Here is an 18729-nt window from a genome sequence, read left to right on the forward strand (position 1 = left end):
TAAAAGCAAAAAACCTCCTTCCGGAGGTTTTTTGCTTTTGTGGTGTACCAGCAACGAATTACAGACCGAACACGCCGGAATTGAGTTGTTGCAGCACTTGTTTCTTTTCGCCGGAAGGCACCAACAGCGAGATGTTGTGGGCGCTGCCGCCGTAGGACACCATGCGGATACCCATATTCTTCAGGCTGGTAAATACTTTCTCCAGCAGGTCGGGATCGGAAGCGATCTCGTTGCCGACGATGGAAATGATGGTCTGGTCCTTATCCACTTCTACGGAGCCCAGCGCTTCCAGTTCGCGTTTGATGGACGACAGGTAAGTGTCGGAATCCACGGTTACGGAAACCGCTACTTCCGAAGTGGTGATCATGTCGATGGAGGTCTTGTACTTTTCAAAGATCTCGAACACCTTGCGCAGGAAGCCGTAGGCCAGCAGCATGCGGCTGCTCTTGATCTTGATGGCGGTGATGCCGTCCTTGGCGGCTACGGCCTTGACACCGTTGGAACCGGCTTCGGAAGAGATGGTCGTTCCTTTGGCTTCGGGCTCCATGGTGTTGAGCAGTTTTACGGGCACGTTGTACTGCTGGGCCGGCCAGATGGAAGCCGGGTGCAGGATCTTGGCGCCGAAGTAAGCCAGCTCGGCGGCTTCGTCGAAGCTCAGTTGCTCGATGGGAACGGTCCGGTTCACGACACGGGGATCGTTGTTGTGCATCCCGCTGATGTCGGTCCAGATCTCGCAAACGGAGGCGCCGGCAGCGGCGGCGATCAGCGAAGCGCTGTAGTCGCTGCCACCACGCTTGAGGTTGTCCACCTCGCCACGGGCATTGCGGCAGATGTATCCCTGGGTTACGAACAGGGTTTTGTCGCCCTGGGCGTCCACCAGGTGGGCCAGCTTTTCCTTGATCGCGGGCACCTGGGGCTCGTCGTTCTCGTCGATGCTCATGAAGTTCAGGGCCGGAAGCAGGGCATGGTTGATGCCGGCTTCGGTCAGGTAAACCGAGAACAGCTTGGTCGACAGCAGCTCGCCCTGGGCCAGGATGTCCTTGTTCAGGGCTTCGCTGAACGATATTTTACGGGTAATGTTCAGAAACTCGAAATGCTCTTTGATGATTTCGTTGGCCTGGGCCAGCGCGGCTTCGCTCTGTACCAGCCCGGTCACGAATTGCTTGTAATGAGCTTCCAGGGCAGCGATCTTCTCCCCGGCGGCGTCGCGGTCGCCTTTGGCCATTAAAGAGGAAATTTCCACCAGCGCATTGGTGGTGCCCGAAACCGCACTCAGCACAACAATTTTCTTGTCGTTATCTGCAGTGACCAGTCTTGCTACTTCATGCATGCGTTGCGGCAAGCCTACGCTGGTGCCGCCGAATTTCATTACTTTCATAAGTACCCCCTGTCCTGCACCTGCAGGACGTTTTTTTTATGAGCCGCAAAATTAAGTGTAGAACTGCATCACCAATCAAAACGGCGAAGGAATATTGTACTTCCCGGCCAGCTGGTGCAGATCGGTGACCACGGCGGCATGCAGGGGAATACCGCCCTGGCGGCGCTCCACCTCCATTTCCCGCTCGGGATCGCCGGGGATGAGCACTTTCTGCCGTTCGTCGATGGGTTTGGCTTCGCGGAAGCGTTCGATCCACTGGTCCATATGCTGCAGGAAGTCGTCTGCCGGGCGGAAGCCGTCGATGCGCATGGCGCCGAAGAAGTGGCCGACGCCTTCGCCGGGCATGTTCTGCGGCATGGGCACGTAGGCCGGGAAGGGCGGCACCCAGGGGCCGTAGTTGGCGCCGCTGAGCACGGCCGAAAAGATGTCCACCACGGCGCCGAGGGCATAGCCTTTATGGCTGCCGCGTTCACGGTCGCTGCCCAGAGGCAGCAGGGCACCGCCGGTTTTGAGGGCGTGGGCGTCGGTACTGCTGCCGCCTTCCTTGTCCTGGATCCAGCCGGTCGGGGCTTCCAGGTTTTTGCGCTGCAGGATCTCCAGCTTGCCGTTGGCGGCCGTGGTGGTGGCCAGGTCGGCCACGAAGGGCGGCTGCTTGCCGGCGGGGATGGCCACGCAAATGGGGTTGGTGCCCAGCATCCGCTCGGTGGAAAAGGTAGGAGCCACCAGGGCGGAGGCATTGGTCATGGAGATGCCGATCATGCCGTGCTCCAGGGCCAGCATGGCATGGGCGGCGGCAATGCCGTAATGGTTGCTGTTTTTCACGCTTACCCAGCCGCTGCCGACATTTTTGGCTTTTTCAATGGCCAGCTTCATGGCATGCGGCGCTACTACCAGGCCCAGGCCTTTGTCGCCGTCGACGGTGGCGGTAGAGGGGGTTTCATGAACGGTTTTGATGGCGGGGGTAGGATTCACCCGGCCGGCTTCGTAGAGCCGCACGTAGCCGCTGAGGCGGGCCACGCCATGGGAGTCGATCCCCCGCAGGTCGGCGGAGACGAGCACCTGGGTGGCCAGTTCGGCATCGGCTTCGCTGCAGCCGATTTGTTGGAAGATGGATCGGGTAAACCGGACGAGTTCGGGATAAGAAATGATATGTTCCTGCATGGGCCAAAAGTACGGAAACGAAAAATGCCCCGCGGAGGGGGCATTGGTCGGTTGAAATATCGATGAGAACGATCGCTTAGAACGGCAGATCGTCCGCTACGTCGGGTCCGGTAGTGGCAGGGGCTGCAGCCTGTTGGCGGCTCGGGGCGGCCATGGGCTGTTGGTACTGCTGGGGCTCTCCGCCCAGCGCATTTTCGCGGCCACCCAGCAGCTGCACTTCGCGTACGCGCAGCGACAGGGAAGCGCCGGAAGTACCGTCGCCACGGGTAAAACTTCTTACCTCGGGAGCACCCTCCACAAATATTTGCTTCCCTTTGGTAAGATAGGGGGCAATGGCTGTACGGTCGGTCCAGTAAGCACAATCCACCCAGGTGGTTTTTTCCTGGCTCATTCCCTGGCTGTCCTTGTACTTCTCGGTATGGGCTACCGTAAAGTTGATTACGCTTTTACCATTAACTGTGTTGACCACACAGTCTTTTCCTAAGTTTCCAATTACTTGCATTTTAATCATAGTGCTCAATATTAGGCATCCAAGTTACATTTTTCCCCAATCAATCGCCCCCTTTTTCCTAAAAATTTTAGTTTTTTCTAGCATATGGCTGACCTTAAAACGGGCAAAGGCGCCACCTGGAGCGCCTTTGCGGAATTATGCACATTTTAGCAACAAGCCTGAGCAGTTCCTGAGTTAATATCCATCCGGAAGAACAAGAAAACTCTACGCTCAGGAAAACAACTTAGGAACTCAGGAACGCTGTCAGGGCTTATCCTGCTGTTCCCAGCTTTCCTCCTGCCCTCTCTGATCTTTTCCGGATTGCCGGTGGTCGCCCTTGCCGCCCATTTCGCTGATGCCGCTGCTTGTGTTGTGCGGGCTGGGCTGCCCCGATGCCGGGACGGTATTGTTCATTTGTCCTTCATGGTGCCCGCCGTCCTGGTAATTCAGTCCGGCATTGCTCCGGTCCCTTCCTTCGTTTTTATTCTCTTTCATATGAACTGTTTTCGGTAGGGGGTACAAAAAGCGGTCCAGAGCACCGGGCAGGCTTTTAACAATCAGGGCAACAGCGGGCCGGATTAGTATCCTATCTTTGCGGCTTCGTTATGAGCAAAAAAGGAAAAGTTCTGGTAGCCATGAGCGGCGGTATCGACAGTACCGTCACGGCCCTGATGCTTCATGAGCAAGGCTATGAAGTGGTCGGCATCACCATGAAAACATGGGATTACACTGCGAGCGGCGGCAGCAAGAAAGAAACCGGGTGTTGCAACCTGGACAGTTTTAACGACGCCCGCCAGGCCGCGGTGGAACATGGCTTTCCCCATTATATTCTCGATATCCGCGACGAGTTCGGCTCCTTTGTGGTGGAAAACTTCGTAGACGAATACCTCTCGGGCCGTACGCCCAACCCCTGCGTGCTCTGCAATACGCACATCAAGTGGCGCGCCCTGCTGAAACGGGCCGACGCCCTCGGTTGCGATTTTATCGCCACCGGGCACTACGCCTCGGTGTACCAGCACCAGAACGGCCGCTTCGTGATCACCAAAGGCGTGGACGAAACCAAGGACCAGAGCTATGTGCTGTGGGGCCTGGAACAGGACCTCCTGAGCCGCACCCTGCTGCCCCTGGGCGGCTACCGCAAAACGGAGATCCGCCAGATGGCCCACGACTTCGGCTACCCCGAGCTGGCCAAGAAAAGCGAGAGCTACGAGATCTGCTTTGTGCCCGACAACGACTACCGCGGCTTCCTGAAGCGCAAGGTGGAAGGCCTGGAAGACAAAGTGGCCGGCGGCAACTTTGTGGACAAGTCCGGTAAGGTGCTGGGCATCCATAAAGGCTATCCCTTTTACACCATCGGGCAGCGCAAGGGCCTCGACATCGCTTTGGGCAAACCGGCCTATGTCACCCATATCGATCCCGAAACCAATACGGTCGTGCTGGGCGATGAAGAAGACCTGGAAAAGGAAGACATGCAGGTGGCCCGCATCAACTGGATCAAATACGATGGCCTCGAAGGCGAGCTGGAAGCCATTACCAAGATCCGCTACAAGGACAAGGGCAGCCTGTCCACCCTGCGGGTCGACGGCACGAATGCCGTGGTGCGGTTCTATGAAAAAGCCAAGGGCATTGCCCCCGGGCAAAGCGCCGTTTTCTACGAAGGCAACGACGTGATCGGCGGCGGCATTATCCAGAGAGCCCGCCTGTAGCGGCGATAAGCACAATAGACAATAAGCAATAGGCAATAAGCCGAAAGCGGTAAATTTCATCCAACAGGGATGAAATTTACCGCTTTCGGCTTTTATTGTTAGCTTAGTTCATAATATAACCTCCGGACCCTCGTTTTACCCTACGAATTTTATTATGCATCTTATGAGGATTCAACCCGCTTACATACTCGCTTTATTCCTGCTGCTGGCGGCCGTTGCAGGTTGTACGAAAGAGGAAGAGTTCAAAACGGATGCCCTGTCCGACTACCTGTTGTCGCAACCGGGTAAATACATCACCTACCGGCTGGATTCCACGGTCTTTTACCCGCAGCTGGGCCGCACCCAGGAAGTCCACTCCTACCAGGAAAAGCACGTGGTGGATTCGCCCTTCACCGACAATGCCGGCCGCAGCGGTTACCGCATCTTCCGCTACCTGCGGGATGTGGACGGCACCACCCCCTGGACCACCGCAGGCACCTACTACCTGATCCTTCAGCGCAACCAGGCGGAGGAAGTGGAAAACAACCGCCGGGTTACGAAGCTGGTGCTCCCCTTCCGCACCGGCAACAGCTGGAAAGCCTACAGCCAGGTGGCCGATAACCCTTTCGCGTATGCCTACGAGTTTAACGACGACAACCACATCAAGCTGTCTACGCTCTGGGATGTACAGTATACAGGCACGGGGGAAACGATGGAGGTCAATGGCAAAACCCTGGCGGACGTGCTGACCGTGGAAGGACCGGATATCGCCGTCAACGTGCCGGTAACCGATCCCAACTCGTTTGCGTCCCGCACCTACCTGCTGGAACGTTATGCGAAAAATATCGGACTGGTGTACCAGGAGTTTGAAATGTGGGAGTACCAGCCCAACCCCAACCCCAACAGTACGGCCTTCCGGGTGGGCTTCGGCGTCAAAAAGACGATGATCGATCACAACTGACCCCTTTACATATGAAGAAAATACTACTCTTGTTTTGGCCGCTGCTCTGCCTGGCAGAGCAACTGCAAGCACAGCGCTATCTCGTTCGCTTTAAAAACAAAGGATTTTCTACGTTTACCATCGAGAACCCCTCCGCCTACCTGTCGCCGGCAGCGCTCGAGCGGCGCCAGCGGCACGGCATTGCGGTGGACAGTACCGACCTGCCGGTGACGGCCCGTTACCTCGACAGTTTAAGGACCGTTACCGGGGTGACGGTGCTCAACGTTTCGCGCTGGCTCAACCAGGTCTCCATCCAGGTACCCGCCGCCAATGCCACTGCAGCCCTGGCAAAGATCAACAGCTTTCCTTTTGTGCTGGCCGCCTCCCGCATTGCCAGCCGCCTGCAGTCGGGGGAAACCTCCGCTCAGGAGGTACCGGGCAGTTCCTCCCCCGCTCCTTCCGCGGCCCAGCGCCAGCAGGCCGTCACCGCCAACCACTTCGATTACGGCAACGCCCTCAACCAGATCCGCCTGCATAACGGCGAATTCCTGCACAACATCGGCCTGCGGGGCCAGAACATGACCCTGGGCGTCCTGGACGTCGGCTTTAGAAATTTTGATGTCCTGAAGGCGTTTGACAGCGCCCGCACCAACGGGCAGCTGCTGGGCACCTGGGACTTCGTGGCCCGGGAAGCCAGCGTTTCCGAAGACGGCACCCACGGCCTGTACGTGTTTTCCACCATAGCCGCCCATGTACCCGGCACGATGGTGGGTACCGCTCCCAAAGCCCGGTATTACCTGTTCCGTACGGAGGATAACGCCTCCGAATATCCCATCGAAGAGCACAACTGGGTGTGCGGGGCCGAACGGCTCGACAGTTCCGGGGGCCAGGTGCTTTCTTCCTCCCTGGGCTACCGCTACTTTTCCGATGCGACCCTGACCCACCCGTATTCCGACCTCAACGGCAATACCACCATAGCGGCGATCGGGGCCGACCTGGCCGCCAAAAAGGGCCTGCTGGTGGTGCAGTCTGCCGGCAATGACGGCGCCGGTGGCGCCAATACCATCCTGACGCCTGCCGATGCCGACAGCATCCTGGTAGTGGGTGCGGTAACCCCCAGCGGTGCAGCGGCAAATTTTACCAGCCAGGGTCCCACCTCCGACGGGCAGATCAAACCGGACGTGGTGGCGTTGGGCGCCCCGGCAGTTCTGTGGGGAACGGCCAATGCCACCATTACCGGGAACGGCACTTCCTACTCCACCCCCATCATGGCGGGCCTGGCCACCTGCCTGTGGCAGGGCTTCCCGGAGGTCAACAACATGAAGATCATCCAGGTGCTGCGCCAGGCGGGCAGCGCTACGGCCAACCCCAATAACCAGACGGGTTACGGCATCCCCGATATACGCAAGGCCCTGTTGCAGTTACTGAAAGAAACCGCTGCGGCCACCGCTACCGAGGTCAACTGCAAAGCCACCCTGAGCTGGACCAGCAAGGATGTGAGCGCCATGCGCTACGAGATCGAACGGAAATACCCCGGGGAAACCGCTTTCAGCAAGATCGGGCAGGTAGCCGGCACGGGTACCGAGTTCGGCTCCCGCACCTACCGGTTCGAAGATCCGCTGGCCGGCCCTGCGACCGGGGAGGTTTCGTACCGCATCCGGCAGGTGGTGGATACCGCAGCAGGCAGTTTCCTGGCCGATTATATCGATACGGTGGCCGCTACGCTGCCCTCCTCCTGCACGCAGAAGGGCCCGGAAACCGTTTCGCTGCTCTCCAACCCCACCACCGGCAGCTTTTACGTGCAGGCCACCATGGACGAGGCCATCGACAATTTCACCATTCGCATCGTCAACGCCCTGGGGCAAACGATGCTGCACCACAAAACGAGCAAGCCCGCAGGGCTGGTGAATATCCCGCTGAATATCCCGACCCTGCCCGCAGGGAAGTATTTTGTCAGCGTGTACAAGGACAAACAGTTGCTGGCGACCCGGGAGCTGATCAAGCTATGATTTAAGCAAAACCGCGGAAAACAGGGTATCAGCCCGCTGCCGGTACCCGGTCCAGTACTGCTGGTGCAGCAGCTGCAGCGACAGCTCGTTTTGGAAAAAGGCCACCGCTTCCTCGTTCTCCTGCCGGAAGACCGAACAGGTGCAATACACCAGGATACCGCCGGCAGGAAGGCTGCGGACCGCATGTTGCACGATCCGCCGCTGCAGGGCGGCATACTGCCCTATTTTCTCTTTTTCAAAAAAATACAATTGCTCGGGGGTGCGGCCCCAGGTGCCGGAGCCGGTGCAGGGCACGTCGCACAGCACCAGGTCGAAGTGGCGGGGCTGGGAAAAGCCGGGCGCCGCCACATCGGCCACAAAGGCCTGGAAATCGCGGATGCCGGCTTCTGCGAACCGCTTTTTCAGGTTGATAAGGATCGATTCGCGGACGTCCGATACCGTTAGCCGCAAGCCGGGCAGGCGGTCCTTCAGCAGGATGGATTTGCCGCCGCTAGCGGCGCAGCAATCCCAGGCCGACCGGATCTTCCTTTCCTTCTCGGGCAGCGTCCACAACCCGTCGAGCACCTGTTGCGAGCTCGCATCCTGCACCACCGCCTCGGCGTTCAGCTGCAGCACCTCATCGATCTTGGTAGCCGGCGCCACGGCCAGGCAATGGTCATTCACCGGGCGAAAAGGAATGCCTGCCTGCTCCAGCTTTTTCTTCACTACCTGTTCCTTTCCCGGCCGCAGGCGCAGAAAGGTATCCGGCTGCACCAGGAACGAATGGGAAAACGCGTCGAAGGCCAGCTGCTCCGACACCTCCGCCTTCCAGGGAAAGATCGCCTCCGCACGGAAGTCATGCGGCGCTGCCAGGTGGATTTTTTCGGCCAGGGGGGCCGTTACCGCCTCGTTCCATTCGGGACGCAGGGCTTTCAATACGGGCTGCTCTTCCCGGCTGCACAGGAACAGGGCAAGGAGCAGGCGTTCCGCCACCGGCATTTTGCGCAAGGCGTGGCCCAGCCGGAAATAGCAATAGCACAGGTGGGTGATCTGCCGGCGGTCGCGGGAGCCGAACTTTTTGTGCAGCGAAAAGAATTTTTTTAAAAAAGAAGGAAAGGGTTCTTCGCCGGCATACGCCTGAAGAATGGTTTGTGCGGTCTGGAGGTAAGCCTGGATAAACATGTTCAAATAAAAAAAGCGATTGTAAAACTACAATCGCTTTTTTGTATCGAAGTAAAAAGGTGCTATCAGAGTTGCAGCAGGGCCTGCAGGGGATCCCGGCCTACCAGCAGCAGCTCGGGGTTTTCCAGCAGTTCTTTCACGCGTACCAGGAAGCTTACCGACTCACGGCCGTCGATGATGCGGTGGTCGTAGCTCAGGGCCAGGTACATCATGGGGCGCACCACCACTTCACCTTTCACCACCATCGGGCGTTCCTGGATCTTGTGCATGCCCAGGATAGCGGATTGGGGGATGTTGATGATGGGGGTGGACAGCAGCGAACCGAACACACCACCGTTGGTGATGGTGAAGGTACCGCCCTGCATTTCGTCCATGGAAAGCTTGTTGTCGCGGGCTTTGGTCGCCAGCTCCACCACTTTCTGCTCGATCTGGGCCATGCTCAGGCTTTCGGCGTTGCGGATCACGGGAACCACCAGGCCTTTCGGAGCCGATACGGCGATGGAAATATCGCAGTACTCGTGGTATACCAGCGCGTCGCCGTCGATGTAGGCGTTTACGGCGGGCCACTCACGCAGGGCGATGGTTACGGCCTTGGTGAAAAAGCTCATGAAGCCCAGGTTCACGCCGTGCTTTTCCTTGAACTTGTCCTTGTTGGCGGCGCGGATGGCCATGATGCGGCTCATGTCCACCTCGTTGAACGTGGTGAGCATGGCGGTAGTGTTCTTGGCCTCTACCAGGCGGCGGGAAACCGTGCGGCGCAGGGGGCTCATTTTCTCGCGGCGGTCTTCGCGGGAGAAAGCGGCCGGACCGGCTTTGCCGGCGGGTTGTGCCAGGGCGCCCAGGACATCGTCCTTTAAAATCTTTCCGCCAAAGCCCGAGGGAGCGATGGTGGAGGGATTGATTTTCTTATCAGCGATAATGGCCGAAGCTACCGGGGTAGCCTTGATCTCGGCGGCAGGAACAGCAACCGGTGCGGCGGCAGCCTGCGGTTTGGCTTCCGCCTGGGGAGCGGCGGCCTTTGCTTCCTCTTTGGCCGGGGCGGCGGCAGCGCCTTCCGGTTTCTGGGCGGTTTCGTCGATCTGGGCCACCACATCGCCGATGTTGAGGGTATCGCCTTCTTTTCCTACAGTCTTTAAAATGCCTGCCTGCTCGGCATTCACTTCGAAAGTGGCTTTTTCGCTTTCGAGTTCGGCAATTACTTCATCACGCTGCACATAATCACCATCCTTCTTCAACCATTTAACCAGGGTTACTTCGTTAATAGATTCTCCAACTGTAGGAACTTTAATATCAATCATAATTACTTGTTTCTGTTTTTTGACTGCTCTCCTTTTCGTCCGGGGCGGACAAAAACGGCGAATGTTATTTCACAATTGTTTGTTTCCGGAAGCGGTTCGAAACTGCTTTTGCCCCTTATACGGTGAAAGCGGTTTCTACGATCTCGGCCTGCTCCTGTGCGTGCACTTTCGAGTAGCCGGAAGCGGTAGCTGCGCTCGGCTGACGGCTGATGATGCCGTAATTGATCGACTTCAGGTGCATTTGCAGGAAGGAAGCGGCGCCCATGTTCAGGGGCTCTTCCTGTACCCAGAACCAGGTAGCGTTGCTGTACTTCTGGTACAGGGCTTCCAGTTGCTTCGCGGGCAGGGGATAGAGCTGCTCCAGGCGGATGATGGCCACGTCGCGGCGGGCCTCCTTCTGCTGGCGGTCGGCCAGGTCGTAATACACCTTGCCGCTGCAGAACAGCACCTTCTTCACTTCGGAGGCATCTTTCACGAAGGTATCGTCGATCACTTCGCTGAATCCGCCCTTGGTGAACTGGTCGATGTGCGAGTAGGCACTGGTCAGACGCAGGTTGGCTTTGGGAGAGAAATTCACCAGCGGCTTGCGGAACGGCCATGCCAGCTGGCGGCGCAGGGCATGGAAGAAGTTGGCGGCGGTGGTGATATTGGTAATAATGATGTTGTTTTCGGCGCAGAGCTGCAGGAAGCGTTCCAGGCGGGCGCTGGAGTGCTCGGGTCCCTGTCCTTCGTAGCCGTGGGGCAGCAGCATCACCAGGCCGTTCATGCGCTGCCACTTGGTTTCGGCGGAGGAAAGGAACTGGTCGATAATGATTTGTGCGCTGTTGGCAAAGTCGCCGAACTGGGCTTCCCAAAGCACCAGGGCGTTCGGGTTGGCCAGGGCATAGCCGTATTCAAAGCCGAGCACGGCGTATTCGCTCAGCAGGGAGTTGTAGATACGGAAGGTTCCCTGGTTATCCGACAGCCTGCTCAGGCGGTTGTATTCCTTGTTGTTGGTTTCGTCAAACATAACGGCATGGCGGTGCGAGAAGGTGCCGCGCTTGACGTCCTGGCCGCTCATGCGCACATCCTTACCTTCGGTCAGGAGGCTGGAGTAGGCCAGCAGTTCGGCGGTTGCCCAGTCGATCTTTTGCTCGGCATCGTACAGCTTCACCTTGTCCTGCAGCAGCTTTTCCACCTTACGCAGGGGCTTGAACTCCTCGGGCCACTTCATCAGCGAATCGAACAGTTGCTTCAGCTGGTCGGCAGAAATAGCGGTAGCGGGCGACTGGTCGAAATCCTCTTCCGTAGAACGGCGGAGGCTGCGCCACCACTGTTCGGGTTGCTGGTATTTATACGGCAGGGGGTTTTGTTTGATCTCATCCAGGCGTTCCTGCAGGTCGTTCCAGAACTTTTGTTCCATTTCCTTGGCCAGTTCCTGGGCCCCGGGATCGCCATTTTTCAGCAGGTACTGCACGTAGGTTTCGCGGGGGTTGGCGTGCTTCTCGATGAGGGAGTACAGCTGGGGCTGGGTGAACTTCGGATCATCGCCTTCGTTGTGGCCGTGGCGGCGGTAGCACACCATATCCACGAAAATATCGGAGTTGAACTCCTGGCGGTAGCGGGTGGCGATCTCTACGCATTTCACCACGGCTTCGGCATCGTCGCCGTTCACGTGCAGGACGGGGGCCTGTACGGTGGCGGCAACGGAGGTGCTGTAATCGGAGCTGCGCGCATCGTCGAAATCGGTGGTAAAGCCGATCTGGTTGTTGATCACGAAGTGGATGGTACCGCCGGTATAATAACCTTTCAGGTTGCTCATTTGGAGGATCTCGTACACCAGGCCCTGGCCGGCAACGGCGGCGTCGCCGTGGATCAGGATGGGCAGTACGGAGTCAAATTCGGAGCCGTACATCACGTCGGCTTTTGCACGGCAGAAGCCCAGGACTACGGGGTCCACGGCCTCGAGGTGCGAGGGGTTGGGGGTCAGCTTCACGTTCACGGTCTTGCCGCTGGCGGTTTGGATATCGCTGCTGAAGCCGAGGTGGTATTTCACGTCACCGCTGCCCATGGTTTGGTCGGGGATGGCGGTGCCTTCGAATTCGCTAAAAATCTGTTCGTAGGTTTTACCCAGGGTATTGGCCAGCACGTTCAGGCGGCCGCGGTGGGCCATGCCGATCACCACTTCCTGTACGCCGCCTTCGGCGCCGGTGTTGATGATGGTATCGAGGGCCGCAATCGTGGTTTCACCACCTTCCAGGGAGAATCGCTTTTGGCCGATATATTTGGTATGCAGGAAACGTTCGAAAATAACGCCCTGGTTCAGCTTCTCGAGGATGATTCTTCTTTTCTCGAGGGGCAGGGGTTGCTGCAGGGTGGACTCAACTTCCTTTTCCAACCATTCCACGCGGTTTTGCTTCATTACATATTGGTACTCCACTCCCACGTTGCTGGCGTAGATGACCTGCAGGCGGTCGATGATGTTCTGCAGGGTGGTGGTGCCCAGGCCGATGAACTGGCCGGCAGCGAAGGACTGCTGCAGGTCGCTCTCACTTAAACCGAAGTATTTTAATTCGAGGTTGGCGCCGCGGTTTTTGCGTTCGCGGATGGGGTTTGTTTTCGCGATCAGGTGGCCTTTTTTGCGGTAGGCCTGGATCAGGTTGAAAACGGAAAATTCTTTAGCCAGCTGGCCAGCATCGACGGAGGCGCCTGCGGCGGGTGCTGCAGGGGCGTTGCCATTCAGTTCGTTGCTGACAGCAAAATCAAAACCTTCGAAAAATTTGCGGTAGTCGGGGTCAACACTTTCAGGATTTTGAACGAAGTCCCTGTACAGATTTTCAATAAACGCCGGATGAGAATGAGTAATATACGAAAAGTCCTTCATGAAAGGAGGTTTACAAGGTTAATTGAGGATTGCAAATATCGTGTAAAATCTGACAAACAAGATTATTTCAGGGAAAATGATTCATATAGCTTTTTTTTAATTAGGACATGAGTATCAATATTAATATATAGATAACTCTGGGGGTGCAGGGGAAGGTACAGAAAAATAAAAAGCACCCTTTGGGGGTGCTTTAAAAAAATTTACGAAGGCGGAATTAAGCTAAGGTATTCTGTTTTTTAGCCAGTTTGCTTTTCAGGTTGTTGGCTTTATTTTTATGAATTACACCACGTTTTGCCAGTTTATCGATCATAGAGATAACGTCAGGCAGTTGCTCACCGGCGGCTGTTTTTTCGGTCACCGCTTTAAAATCACGAATAGCGTTACGGGTAGTTTTACCATAATAACGATTTCTTTCGCGGCGTGTTGCGGATTGACGCACGTCCTTCTTTGTTGCCTTATGATTAGCCATGTATACTTGAATTTGGACGGCAAAGGTAAGAGAATCCGATAAAAAAAAGAAACAAAATAAATAAAATCTCCTTTGTTCCCCTGATGCACTGATAAACAACTCTTTATCCAGTTGAGCACAGGGTGCAGGAAAGCCCCCTCCCTTCTCCTCTGCAGCCCGAATCTATAGCCGGTTGCGCTGTTTGATAGCGATGAGGGATAAAATTTAATGGACCAGAATTTGAAATATTAAAACTTTTTAATAAACTTTGTTAAATATCGGACGCTCCTTCCCCTCTTTAATAACCCCTCGCCCTATAAAATTTTCTAAAATCATCCTATGACAGCGGCCCTGCCGCTTCGTGAAAACGGAAAACCACCACCAAAAAAAGGTTGCAGCTCTCTCCGTCAAAGGAACACCCGGATACATGGAGTAATTGCCCTTTGTTGAAATACGGCAGCTTTGTAGCCTTTCATTTATTAACTGCTTAAAAAAACATCATTACAGTTAAAGAACCTGCTTCCCTTCACTAGTTTACCGGACCTTTTTTTTCTCTGATGCCACCACCCCGGGGCTTTCACCTTATTGCAGCCTTAAAGGCTGTTGCCTTTTACCCGGGAGTGTCCGGATCAAGCCTAATCGTTTCCGGATTCAGTCCCAAGGAACGACTTTCCGGTTGCCTATCAATCCATACCCGATGCAACAGCGAAAAGCCTTCCCCCCTGTGTCTCCCGTGAAACTGACTCCATTTTTAAACCCAAAACCAGCTTGAATTATGAGAAATGTTATCTTACTTGCCTGCTGCGCTTTCCTTCTGTGTTTTTCTGCCTTTAGCCAGCAGTCCCCAAACGATTCTGCGACCCTTTCCTTCTCCATCCGGGATGCGCAAACCGGAAGACCGGTTCAGGCAACTGTACAGGTTTTCGCTTCCTCTTTCGCACGGAAGGCCCTTACCGATAAAGGCGGCACCATCAATTGGAAAGTACCGTCTAAGAAGCATCTTGTCTCCATTTCCGCGCCGCAATACAAGCCGCAAACCACGAGTTATACGCCGGAAGCGTTGAAGAAACTGAGCATCTCGGTCCTGCTCGACCCGGTTGCAAAACGCGGCCTCGCCCCTCAGGAAGCCTCGGGTCCCATTACCAACAAGGCTGTGGTTTGCGGATATGTATTGGATGAAAAGACTTCGGAACCTGTGGCGGGTGCCTTGGTAAAAATGGCTATCAATGGCAAGGAAAGCAAAACGGACGCAGACGGCTTCTTCAAATTGGAATCCCCTACCTATACCCCAAGCAATGGCACGGATAAGCACGTGATTAGAACCAGCCTTGTCATTGAAAAAAGCGGATATAAAACCCTTTCCTACAAGGAAATTCCATTATTTGAGGACCTTTTCAAATGCAAGATCAACCTCAGAAAGGGAACAGGCATTACGGTTTGGGAATATCAACATCCTGTATTGGACCCCGAACGGCCGCCCTATTCTTCGGGCATAACTGAAAGAGCCGAAGTGGCAGCGGTTTCCCCCATTCCTTATCCGGCAGCCACATCGGATTCTGCCTGCACGGCCCCGGCCACCATACGCGTTTACCACGGCGACGACCAAAAGGAATGCAAGGGCTGTAACAACTGCACCTCTATCACCCAACTCTCCCTGGAAACTTATGTAGAGACGGGCTTGGATGACGAATGGCTGGCCAGTTGGAGCCAGGAATCCTTAAAAGCCGGGGCAGTCGCCTACCGCACCTATGCCGCCTGGCGGGTGCAGCATCCGCGATCCGCCAATTATGACATTAGCGCTTATCCCTGCGACCAGAATTGGGAAGGGGCCGATGCCTCTGCAAAAACCAAGGCTGCTGCTACGGCTACCACCGGCGAACTGCTGGTGAACAAATCGAACCTTTTATTAAAGGCGGAATACAGCGCAGAAACCAATAATACAGGTTGTGGAGACGGCAAGTCCGGCACCGCCGGCGCATGGCCCTGTATAAAGGATGTTGTTTGCAAAGGCACCACTTCTTCGGGGCATGGAAGAGGAATGTGCCAGAACGGATCGCACCGGTGGGGCAATAAGGGAAAAAGCTATACCCAGATCCTGGATCATTATTATAATCCCGGTTCCATTAAAAGGTGTAATGATACCCGTCAGGTGGACCTTGTATTTTTGGTAGACAATACGGGCAGCATGGGAGAAGAAATCCAAGGCGTTAAAAACTCCATTATCAAAGTATTGAATGATCCCCAATTCGTTAAAGCTGGAAATGGAACTGTATTTCAACTGGTGACTTTCAAAGACAACGTAAATGCGCTGGCGCCCACCCAGGACCTCAATGTAATTAAAAGCCAGGTGGAGGTACTGGTTGCGGAAGGGGGAGATGACTGTCCTGAAGGGTCGGTAGAAGCCATAAAAGCAGTAAAAGACAAGGTGCGCGGCTGGAACAACGGGGCAATCATGTTGTTTACGGATGCTTCGCCTCACTCCGGGCAGGACATTGAGGTATTAACCGAGGAGCTGGACTTCCTAGGCATAAAGCTTTCGGTTCAACTCTCCGGCGATTGCAATGACCTGCCCAGCTATTCAGGGAAAAGTTTGCCCCGTGCTTCCGGTCAAGCCATAGCTTCCTGGTTGCCAGACTCTATTCCTTATGCGGATAACCGGGATGGCGCTCCCCAGACTACTGCCAGCCTCTCCCCTTTACCTGGAGCAATCGAGGCCTTTTCTTTCATGGCCTTAGAAACTGGAGGTGTGTTTGCGTTTATTCCCGAGATAAACAGCAGGAATCCCAATGATATAGCGCGTTACGAAAACATGGCCTTCAACCTAATTTTCAGTTCTGTAAAACCCAGCCTTACCAATATTGAGCCTTCAAAAGGACCTATAGGAGGGATCTTGGGCCTTACGGTTAAAGGTATGCAGACAAACTTCAATGCTACGACCCGGCTATCGTTTTCAGATACAGGAATTACCGTAAAGGAACTAACCGTTCTGTCGAACGATAAACTGCAGGCAATCATCAGCATCGGCCCTTCGGTGCTGCCAGGTTTTAAGGACGCACAAACGATTACATCAGTTCCTAAATTGGTTATTGATACTTCGGGGACTTCCGATTCCACCCTAACGGAATTGGTTACGGACACGGCAAGGGCCAAAGGGCTGTTCCAGGTAATCAACGCACCCTCCGGGCCATCAATCTTAAGTGTGGCTCCGGCTTCGGCAACTGCAGGCCAGGATCTTACCATAAATGTCACAGGTATTCATACCCACTTTGACAGCACGTCCGTATTAAACCTGGGATCCGGCATTACTGTATTGCATGCAACAGCGTTAAGCCGGGAGGAACTGCAGGCCGATATCCGTATTGCTTCCTCGGCCCTTCCGGGCTTCCGGAATGTTACCGTAACGACGGGCGCCGAACAGGCAGTCGAAAACGTGCCGGGACCATTCCTCGTTACCGCGGCTACCGACACTTGTTCCTTCCTGCTCGCAGATCTGGGCCCGGATAAAGGGGTCAACCTGTTTTACGCCGATTCTGCCTGTACCTACCTTTCCGCGAGTATACAAGACAGCACAAATACAGCTGGATATACCTTCGGGTGGAATACAGGCGATACCACGCCTGTTATCTGGGTATGCCCTGAAATTACCACTTCTTATTCCGTTGTCGCCGCAAGGGGCGGTTGTACCTTCAGCGATACAGTCACTGTTTTTGTGAGCCGGTGTCCCAGCAACCTGGTGGTGGCAGCCACTTCTTGCAGCACCCGCACCAAAATTAAATGGAGAGAGCCCATTAATTTTTATCCCGGCACCATCCGTTTACCGGATTTCCTGGACAGCAGTAAAGGAACACTTACTTACCTCGGATCCCTGAAAGGAGACGGCTACTATTTATCCGATAAAGATTATTCCTGGCCCATGGCCCGGAATATTTCCGGCAAGCTTGGCGGAAAAAAGGCGCAGGGCCACTTGGCTACGTTAACCAGCAGGGAAGAAAACAATTTTGTTTTCCAAAGAATTAAAGGAAAGGGAATTTCGCCCTGGCTTGGATTGTATAATACCGGAAAGCCGGGTAAGTTCCGCTGGATATCAGGGAAGAAGGTAAACTATAAAAACTGGGCTGACGGACAGCCAGACAACAAGGGTGCAAGCAAGGGAAGAGTGCAGGAGCCTTTTGTACAGATGTTGGACAGTAACGGAAAATGGAATGACCGTCGAAACGATAGCCTGCCTTTCCTGTCCGAATTTGAGCACCCATTGCTCAGGTTTAAACAGATTTCGGGACCGCCTAACGGCAGTCTTCAAAAGCCCGGAACATATGTTGTCCGGTATGAGCGGATAAGTCTTGCGACCCGGCAAAAAGACACCTGCACTTTCAGCATTTGGGTACAATGCGATTCAACCAGGAAAACCGATTCGAATGGTTCTACTCCTTCTCCGGATCCTCAAAAGGTAAAGACAGGCAATGGCCTTAAATCAGGAACTTCCACTGCTGAAGCTGTTTCAGTTGTCGACAATACCGGAAATACAAAAATACCATCCGACTTAAAGCTGACTGCGTTTCAAATTACGGGTACCCACTATTTCCTGGTTACCCTGGTCAGTGAAGATATGGGAACAAAGGCACAGGTTCAAGTGCTGGATGCGACAGGAAGAATGGTAGAAAGACAGGAAGGTTTTGTACCGGGACAGTCAATTCGGATGGGGCATCTTTTACAACCCGGCTTCTATTTTATTGTGGCAGTACAAAATAGCAGGAAAGAAGTTTTGAAAGTTGTGAAGAGATAAGGCAGACCTCGATTTTGAGAAGGAATGTATTATTCTCAAAACAGCAAAAGCCTCTCTATGAGAGGCTTTTGTAACAATAATATGGCAGCTCTACCAATAGGCTTAAGCACTACCAAATAATGGGTGTTCAAGCAAAAAAGAACCGCATCGGTTCTATAGGAAACAATGGGCACCGCCTCTCGCTAAAGGCGATATTGGTAGCACATGGCCAGACAGTGAAAAAGTTGGGCATAGCCCAACCCAGTGCAGTCAGGACCGTTCGAACCGATAAAGCTTCCCCTCTCCCCTAAGGTTTGAAACCATCCGTGAATGGTCTTCCCATCAGTAGCTCTCCTACATGCACAGGCATGGGCGCTGCCCAAGTAAGGCAAAGCCGAAGGCTATACAAGAAGGGCTATAAACGACAAAAGCCTCTTCCGAAGAAAAGGCTTTTGTGTGAATAAATATGGCAGCTACCTACTCTCCCGCAACTAAATGCAGTACCATCGGCCAGAAGGGGCTTAACTTCTCTGT

At 54.7% G+C, this 18729-nt stretch carries 12 protein-coding genes; 4 read left to right on the plus strand and 8 right to left on the minus strand.

Going from position 1 to position 18729, the window contains the following annotated elements; all coding sequences use genetic code 11:
* Nucleotides 1–58: 58 nt before the first annotated feature.
* The 4 genes from V9K67_RS24040 to V9K67_RS24055 form a co-directional block, all read right to left on the minus strand.
* Nucleotides 59–1378 carry an aspartate kinase gene (locus V9K67_RS24040; protein WP_336727118.1) on the minus strand — a complete coding sequence of 440 codons (1320 nt, stop codon included), beginning with the start codon at nt 1376–1378 and terminating at the stop codon, nt 59–61.
* A 75-nt stretch (nt 1379–1453) separates the two neighbouring features.
* Nucleotides 1454–2539 (minus strand): Ldh family oxidoreductase, encoded by a 1086-nt coding sequence (locus V9K67_RS24045; protein ID WP_336727120.1) that lies wholly within the window; start codon nt 2537–2539, stop codon nt 1454–1456.
* Nucleotides 2540–2615: 76 nt separating this feature from the next.
* Nucleotides 2616–3008 carry a single-stranded DNA-binding protein gene (locus tag V9K67_RS24050; RefSeq protein ID WP_414696806.1) on the minus strand — a complete coding sequence of 131 codons (393 nt, stop codon included), beginning with the start codon at nt 3006–3008 and terminating at the stop codon, nt 2616–2618.
* 285 nt (nt 3009–3293) lie between these two features.
* The gene (locus tag V9K67_RS24055) at nt 3294–3524 is read right to left on the minus strand and encodes a hypothetical protein (protein WP_336727123.1); all 231 of its coding nucleotides are present in this window, start codon (nt 3522–3524) and stop codon (nt 3294–3296) included.
* Between the two features lie 110 nt (nt 3525–3634).
* Here V9K67_RS24055 and mnmA point away from each other — a divergent pair, with 110 nt between their 5' ends.
* The 3 genes from mnmA to V9K67_RS24070 all read left to right on the plus strand — a co-directional run bounded on the left by mnmA (nt 3635) and on the right by V9K67_RS24070 (nt 7663).
* A complete protein-coding gene (mnmA, locus tag V9K67_RS24060) occupies nt 3635–4735 on the plus strand; it encodes a tRNA 2-thiouridine(34) synthase MnmA (RefSeq protein ID WP_336727125.1) in 1101 nt (366 codons plus the stop codon).
* Nucleotides 4736–4898: 163 nt separating this feature from the next.
* Nucleotides 4899–5675, plus strand: a complete 777-nt coding sequence (locus V9K67_RS24065; RefSeq protein WP_336727127.1) for a hypothetical protein — start codon at nt 4899–4901, stop codon at nt 5673–5675.
* Nucleotides 5676–5686: 11 nt separating this feature from the next.
* On the plus strand, nt 5687–7663 hold the full coding sequence (locus tag V9K67_RS24070) for a S8 family serine peptidase (protein ID WP_336727130.1): 1977 nt from the start codon (nt 5687–5689) through the stop codon (nt 7661–7663).
* On the opposite strand, the gene V9K67_RS24075 is transcribed toward V9K67_RS24070, so the two are convergent.
* The 4 genes from V9K67_RS24075 to rpsT form a co-directional block, all read right to left on the minus strand.
* Entirely contained in the window at nt 7658–8824 is a 1167-nt protein-coding gene (locus tag V9K67_RS24075) for an RsmB/NOP family class I SAM-dependent RNA methyltransferase (RefSeq protein WP_336727138.1), read from the minus strand. The two genes, V9K67_RS24070 and V9K67_RS24075, sit on opposite strands and share 6 nt — an antisense overlap.
* Nucleotides 8825–8889: 65 nt before the next feature.
* Nucleotides 8890–10122, minus strand: coding sequence for a 2-oxoglutarate dehydrogenase complex dihydrolipoyllysine-residue succinyltransferase (odhB, locus tag V9K67_RS24080; RefSeq protein ID WP_336727132.1), 1233 nt, complete (start codon nt 10120–10122; stop codon nt 8890–8892).
* 115 nt (nt 10123–10237) lie between these two features.
* Entirely contained in the window at nt 10238–12985 is a 2748-nt protein-coding gene (locus V9K67_RS24085) for a 2-oxoglutarate dehydrogenase E1 component (RefSeq protein WP_336727133.1), read from the minus strand.
* A gap of 214 nt (nt 12986–13199) precedes the next feature.
* A complete protein-coding gene (rpsT, locus tag V9K67_RS24090; protein WP_336727134.1) occupies nt 13200–13454 on the minus strand; it encodes a 30S ribosomal protein S20 in 255 nt (84 codons plus the stop codon).
* 754 nt (nt 13455–14208) lie between these two features.
* On the opposite strand from rpsT, the gene V9K67_RS24095 reads away from it, so the two are divergent.
* Nucleotides 14209–18216, plus strand: coding sequence for a SpoIID/LytB domain-containing protein (locus V9K67_RS24095; RefSeq protein ID WP_336727136.1), 4008 nt, complete (start codon nt 14209–14211; stop codon nt 18214–18216).
* Nucleotides 18217–18729 lie beyond the last annotated feature (513 nt).

Source organism: Huijunlia imazamoxiresistens (assembly GCF_037132455.1).
GTDB lineage: Bacteria > Bacteroidota > Bacteroidia > Chitinophagales > Chitinophagaceae > Flavisolibacter > Flavisolibacter imazamoxiresistens.

Bases quoted from the DNA above. Each gene is read 5' to 3' on its own strand.
- V9K67_RS24040 (WP_336727118.1), bottom strand. From the start codon at position 1,378: ATGAAAGTAATGAAATTCGGCGGCACCAGCGTAGGCTTGCCGCAACGC.
- V9K67_RS24045 (WP_336727120.1), bottom strand. From the start codon at position 2,539: ATGCAGGAACATATCATTTCTTATCCCGAACTCGTCCGGTTTACCCGA.
- V9K67_RS24055 (WP_336727123.1), bottom strand. From the start codon at position 3,524: ATGAAAGAGAATAAAAACGAAGGAAGGGACCGGAGCAATGCCGGACTG.
- mnmA (WP_336727125.1), top strand. From the start codon at position 3,635: ATGAGCAAAAAAGGAAAAGTTCTGGTAGCCATGAGCGGCGGTATCGAC.
- V9K67_RS24065 (WP_336727127.1), top strand. From the start codon at position 4,899: ATGAGGATTCAACCCGCTTACATACTCGCTTTATTCCTGCTGCTGGCG.
- V9K67_RS24070 (WP_336727130.1), top strand. From the start codon at position 5,687: ATGAAGAAAATACTACTCTTGTTTTGGCCGCTGCTCTGCCTGGCAGAG.
- V9K67_RS24075 (WP_336727138.1), bottom strand. From the start codon at position 8,824: ATGTTTATCCAGGCTTACCTCCAGACCGCACAAACCATTCTTCAGGCG.
- odhB (WP_336727132.1), bottom strand. From the start codon at position 10,122: ATGATTGATATTAAAGTTCCTACAGTTGGAGAATCTATTAACGAAGTA.
- V9K67_RS24085 (WP_336727133.1), bottom strand. From the start codon at position 12,985: ATGAAGGACTTTTCGTATATTACTCATTCTCATCCGGCGTTTATTGAA.
- rpsT (WP_336727134.1), bottom strand. From the start codon at position 13,454: ATGGCTAATCATAAGGCAACAAAGAAGGACGTGCGTCAATCCGCAACA.
- V9K67_RS24095 (WP_336727136.1), top strand. From the start codon at position 14,209: ATGAGAAATGTTATCTTACTTGCCTGCTGCGCTTTCCTTCTGTGTTTT.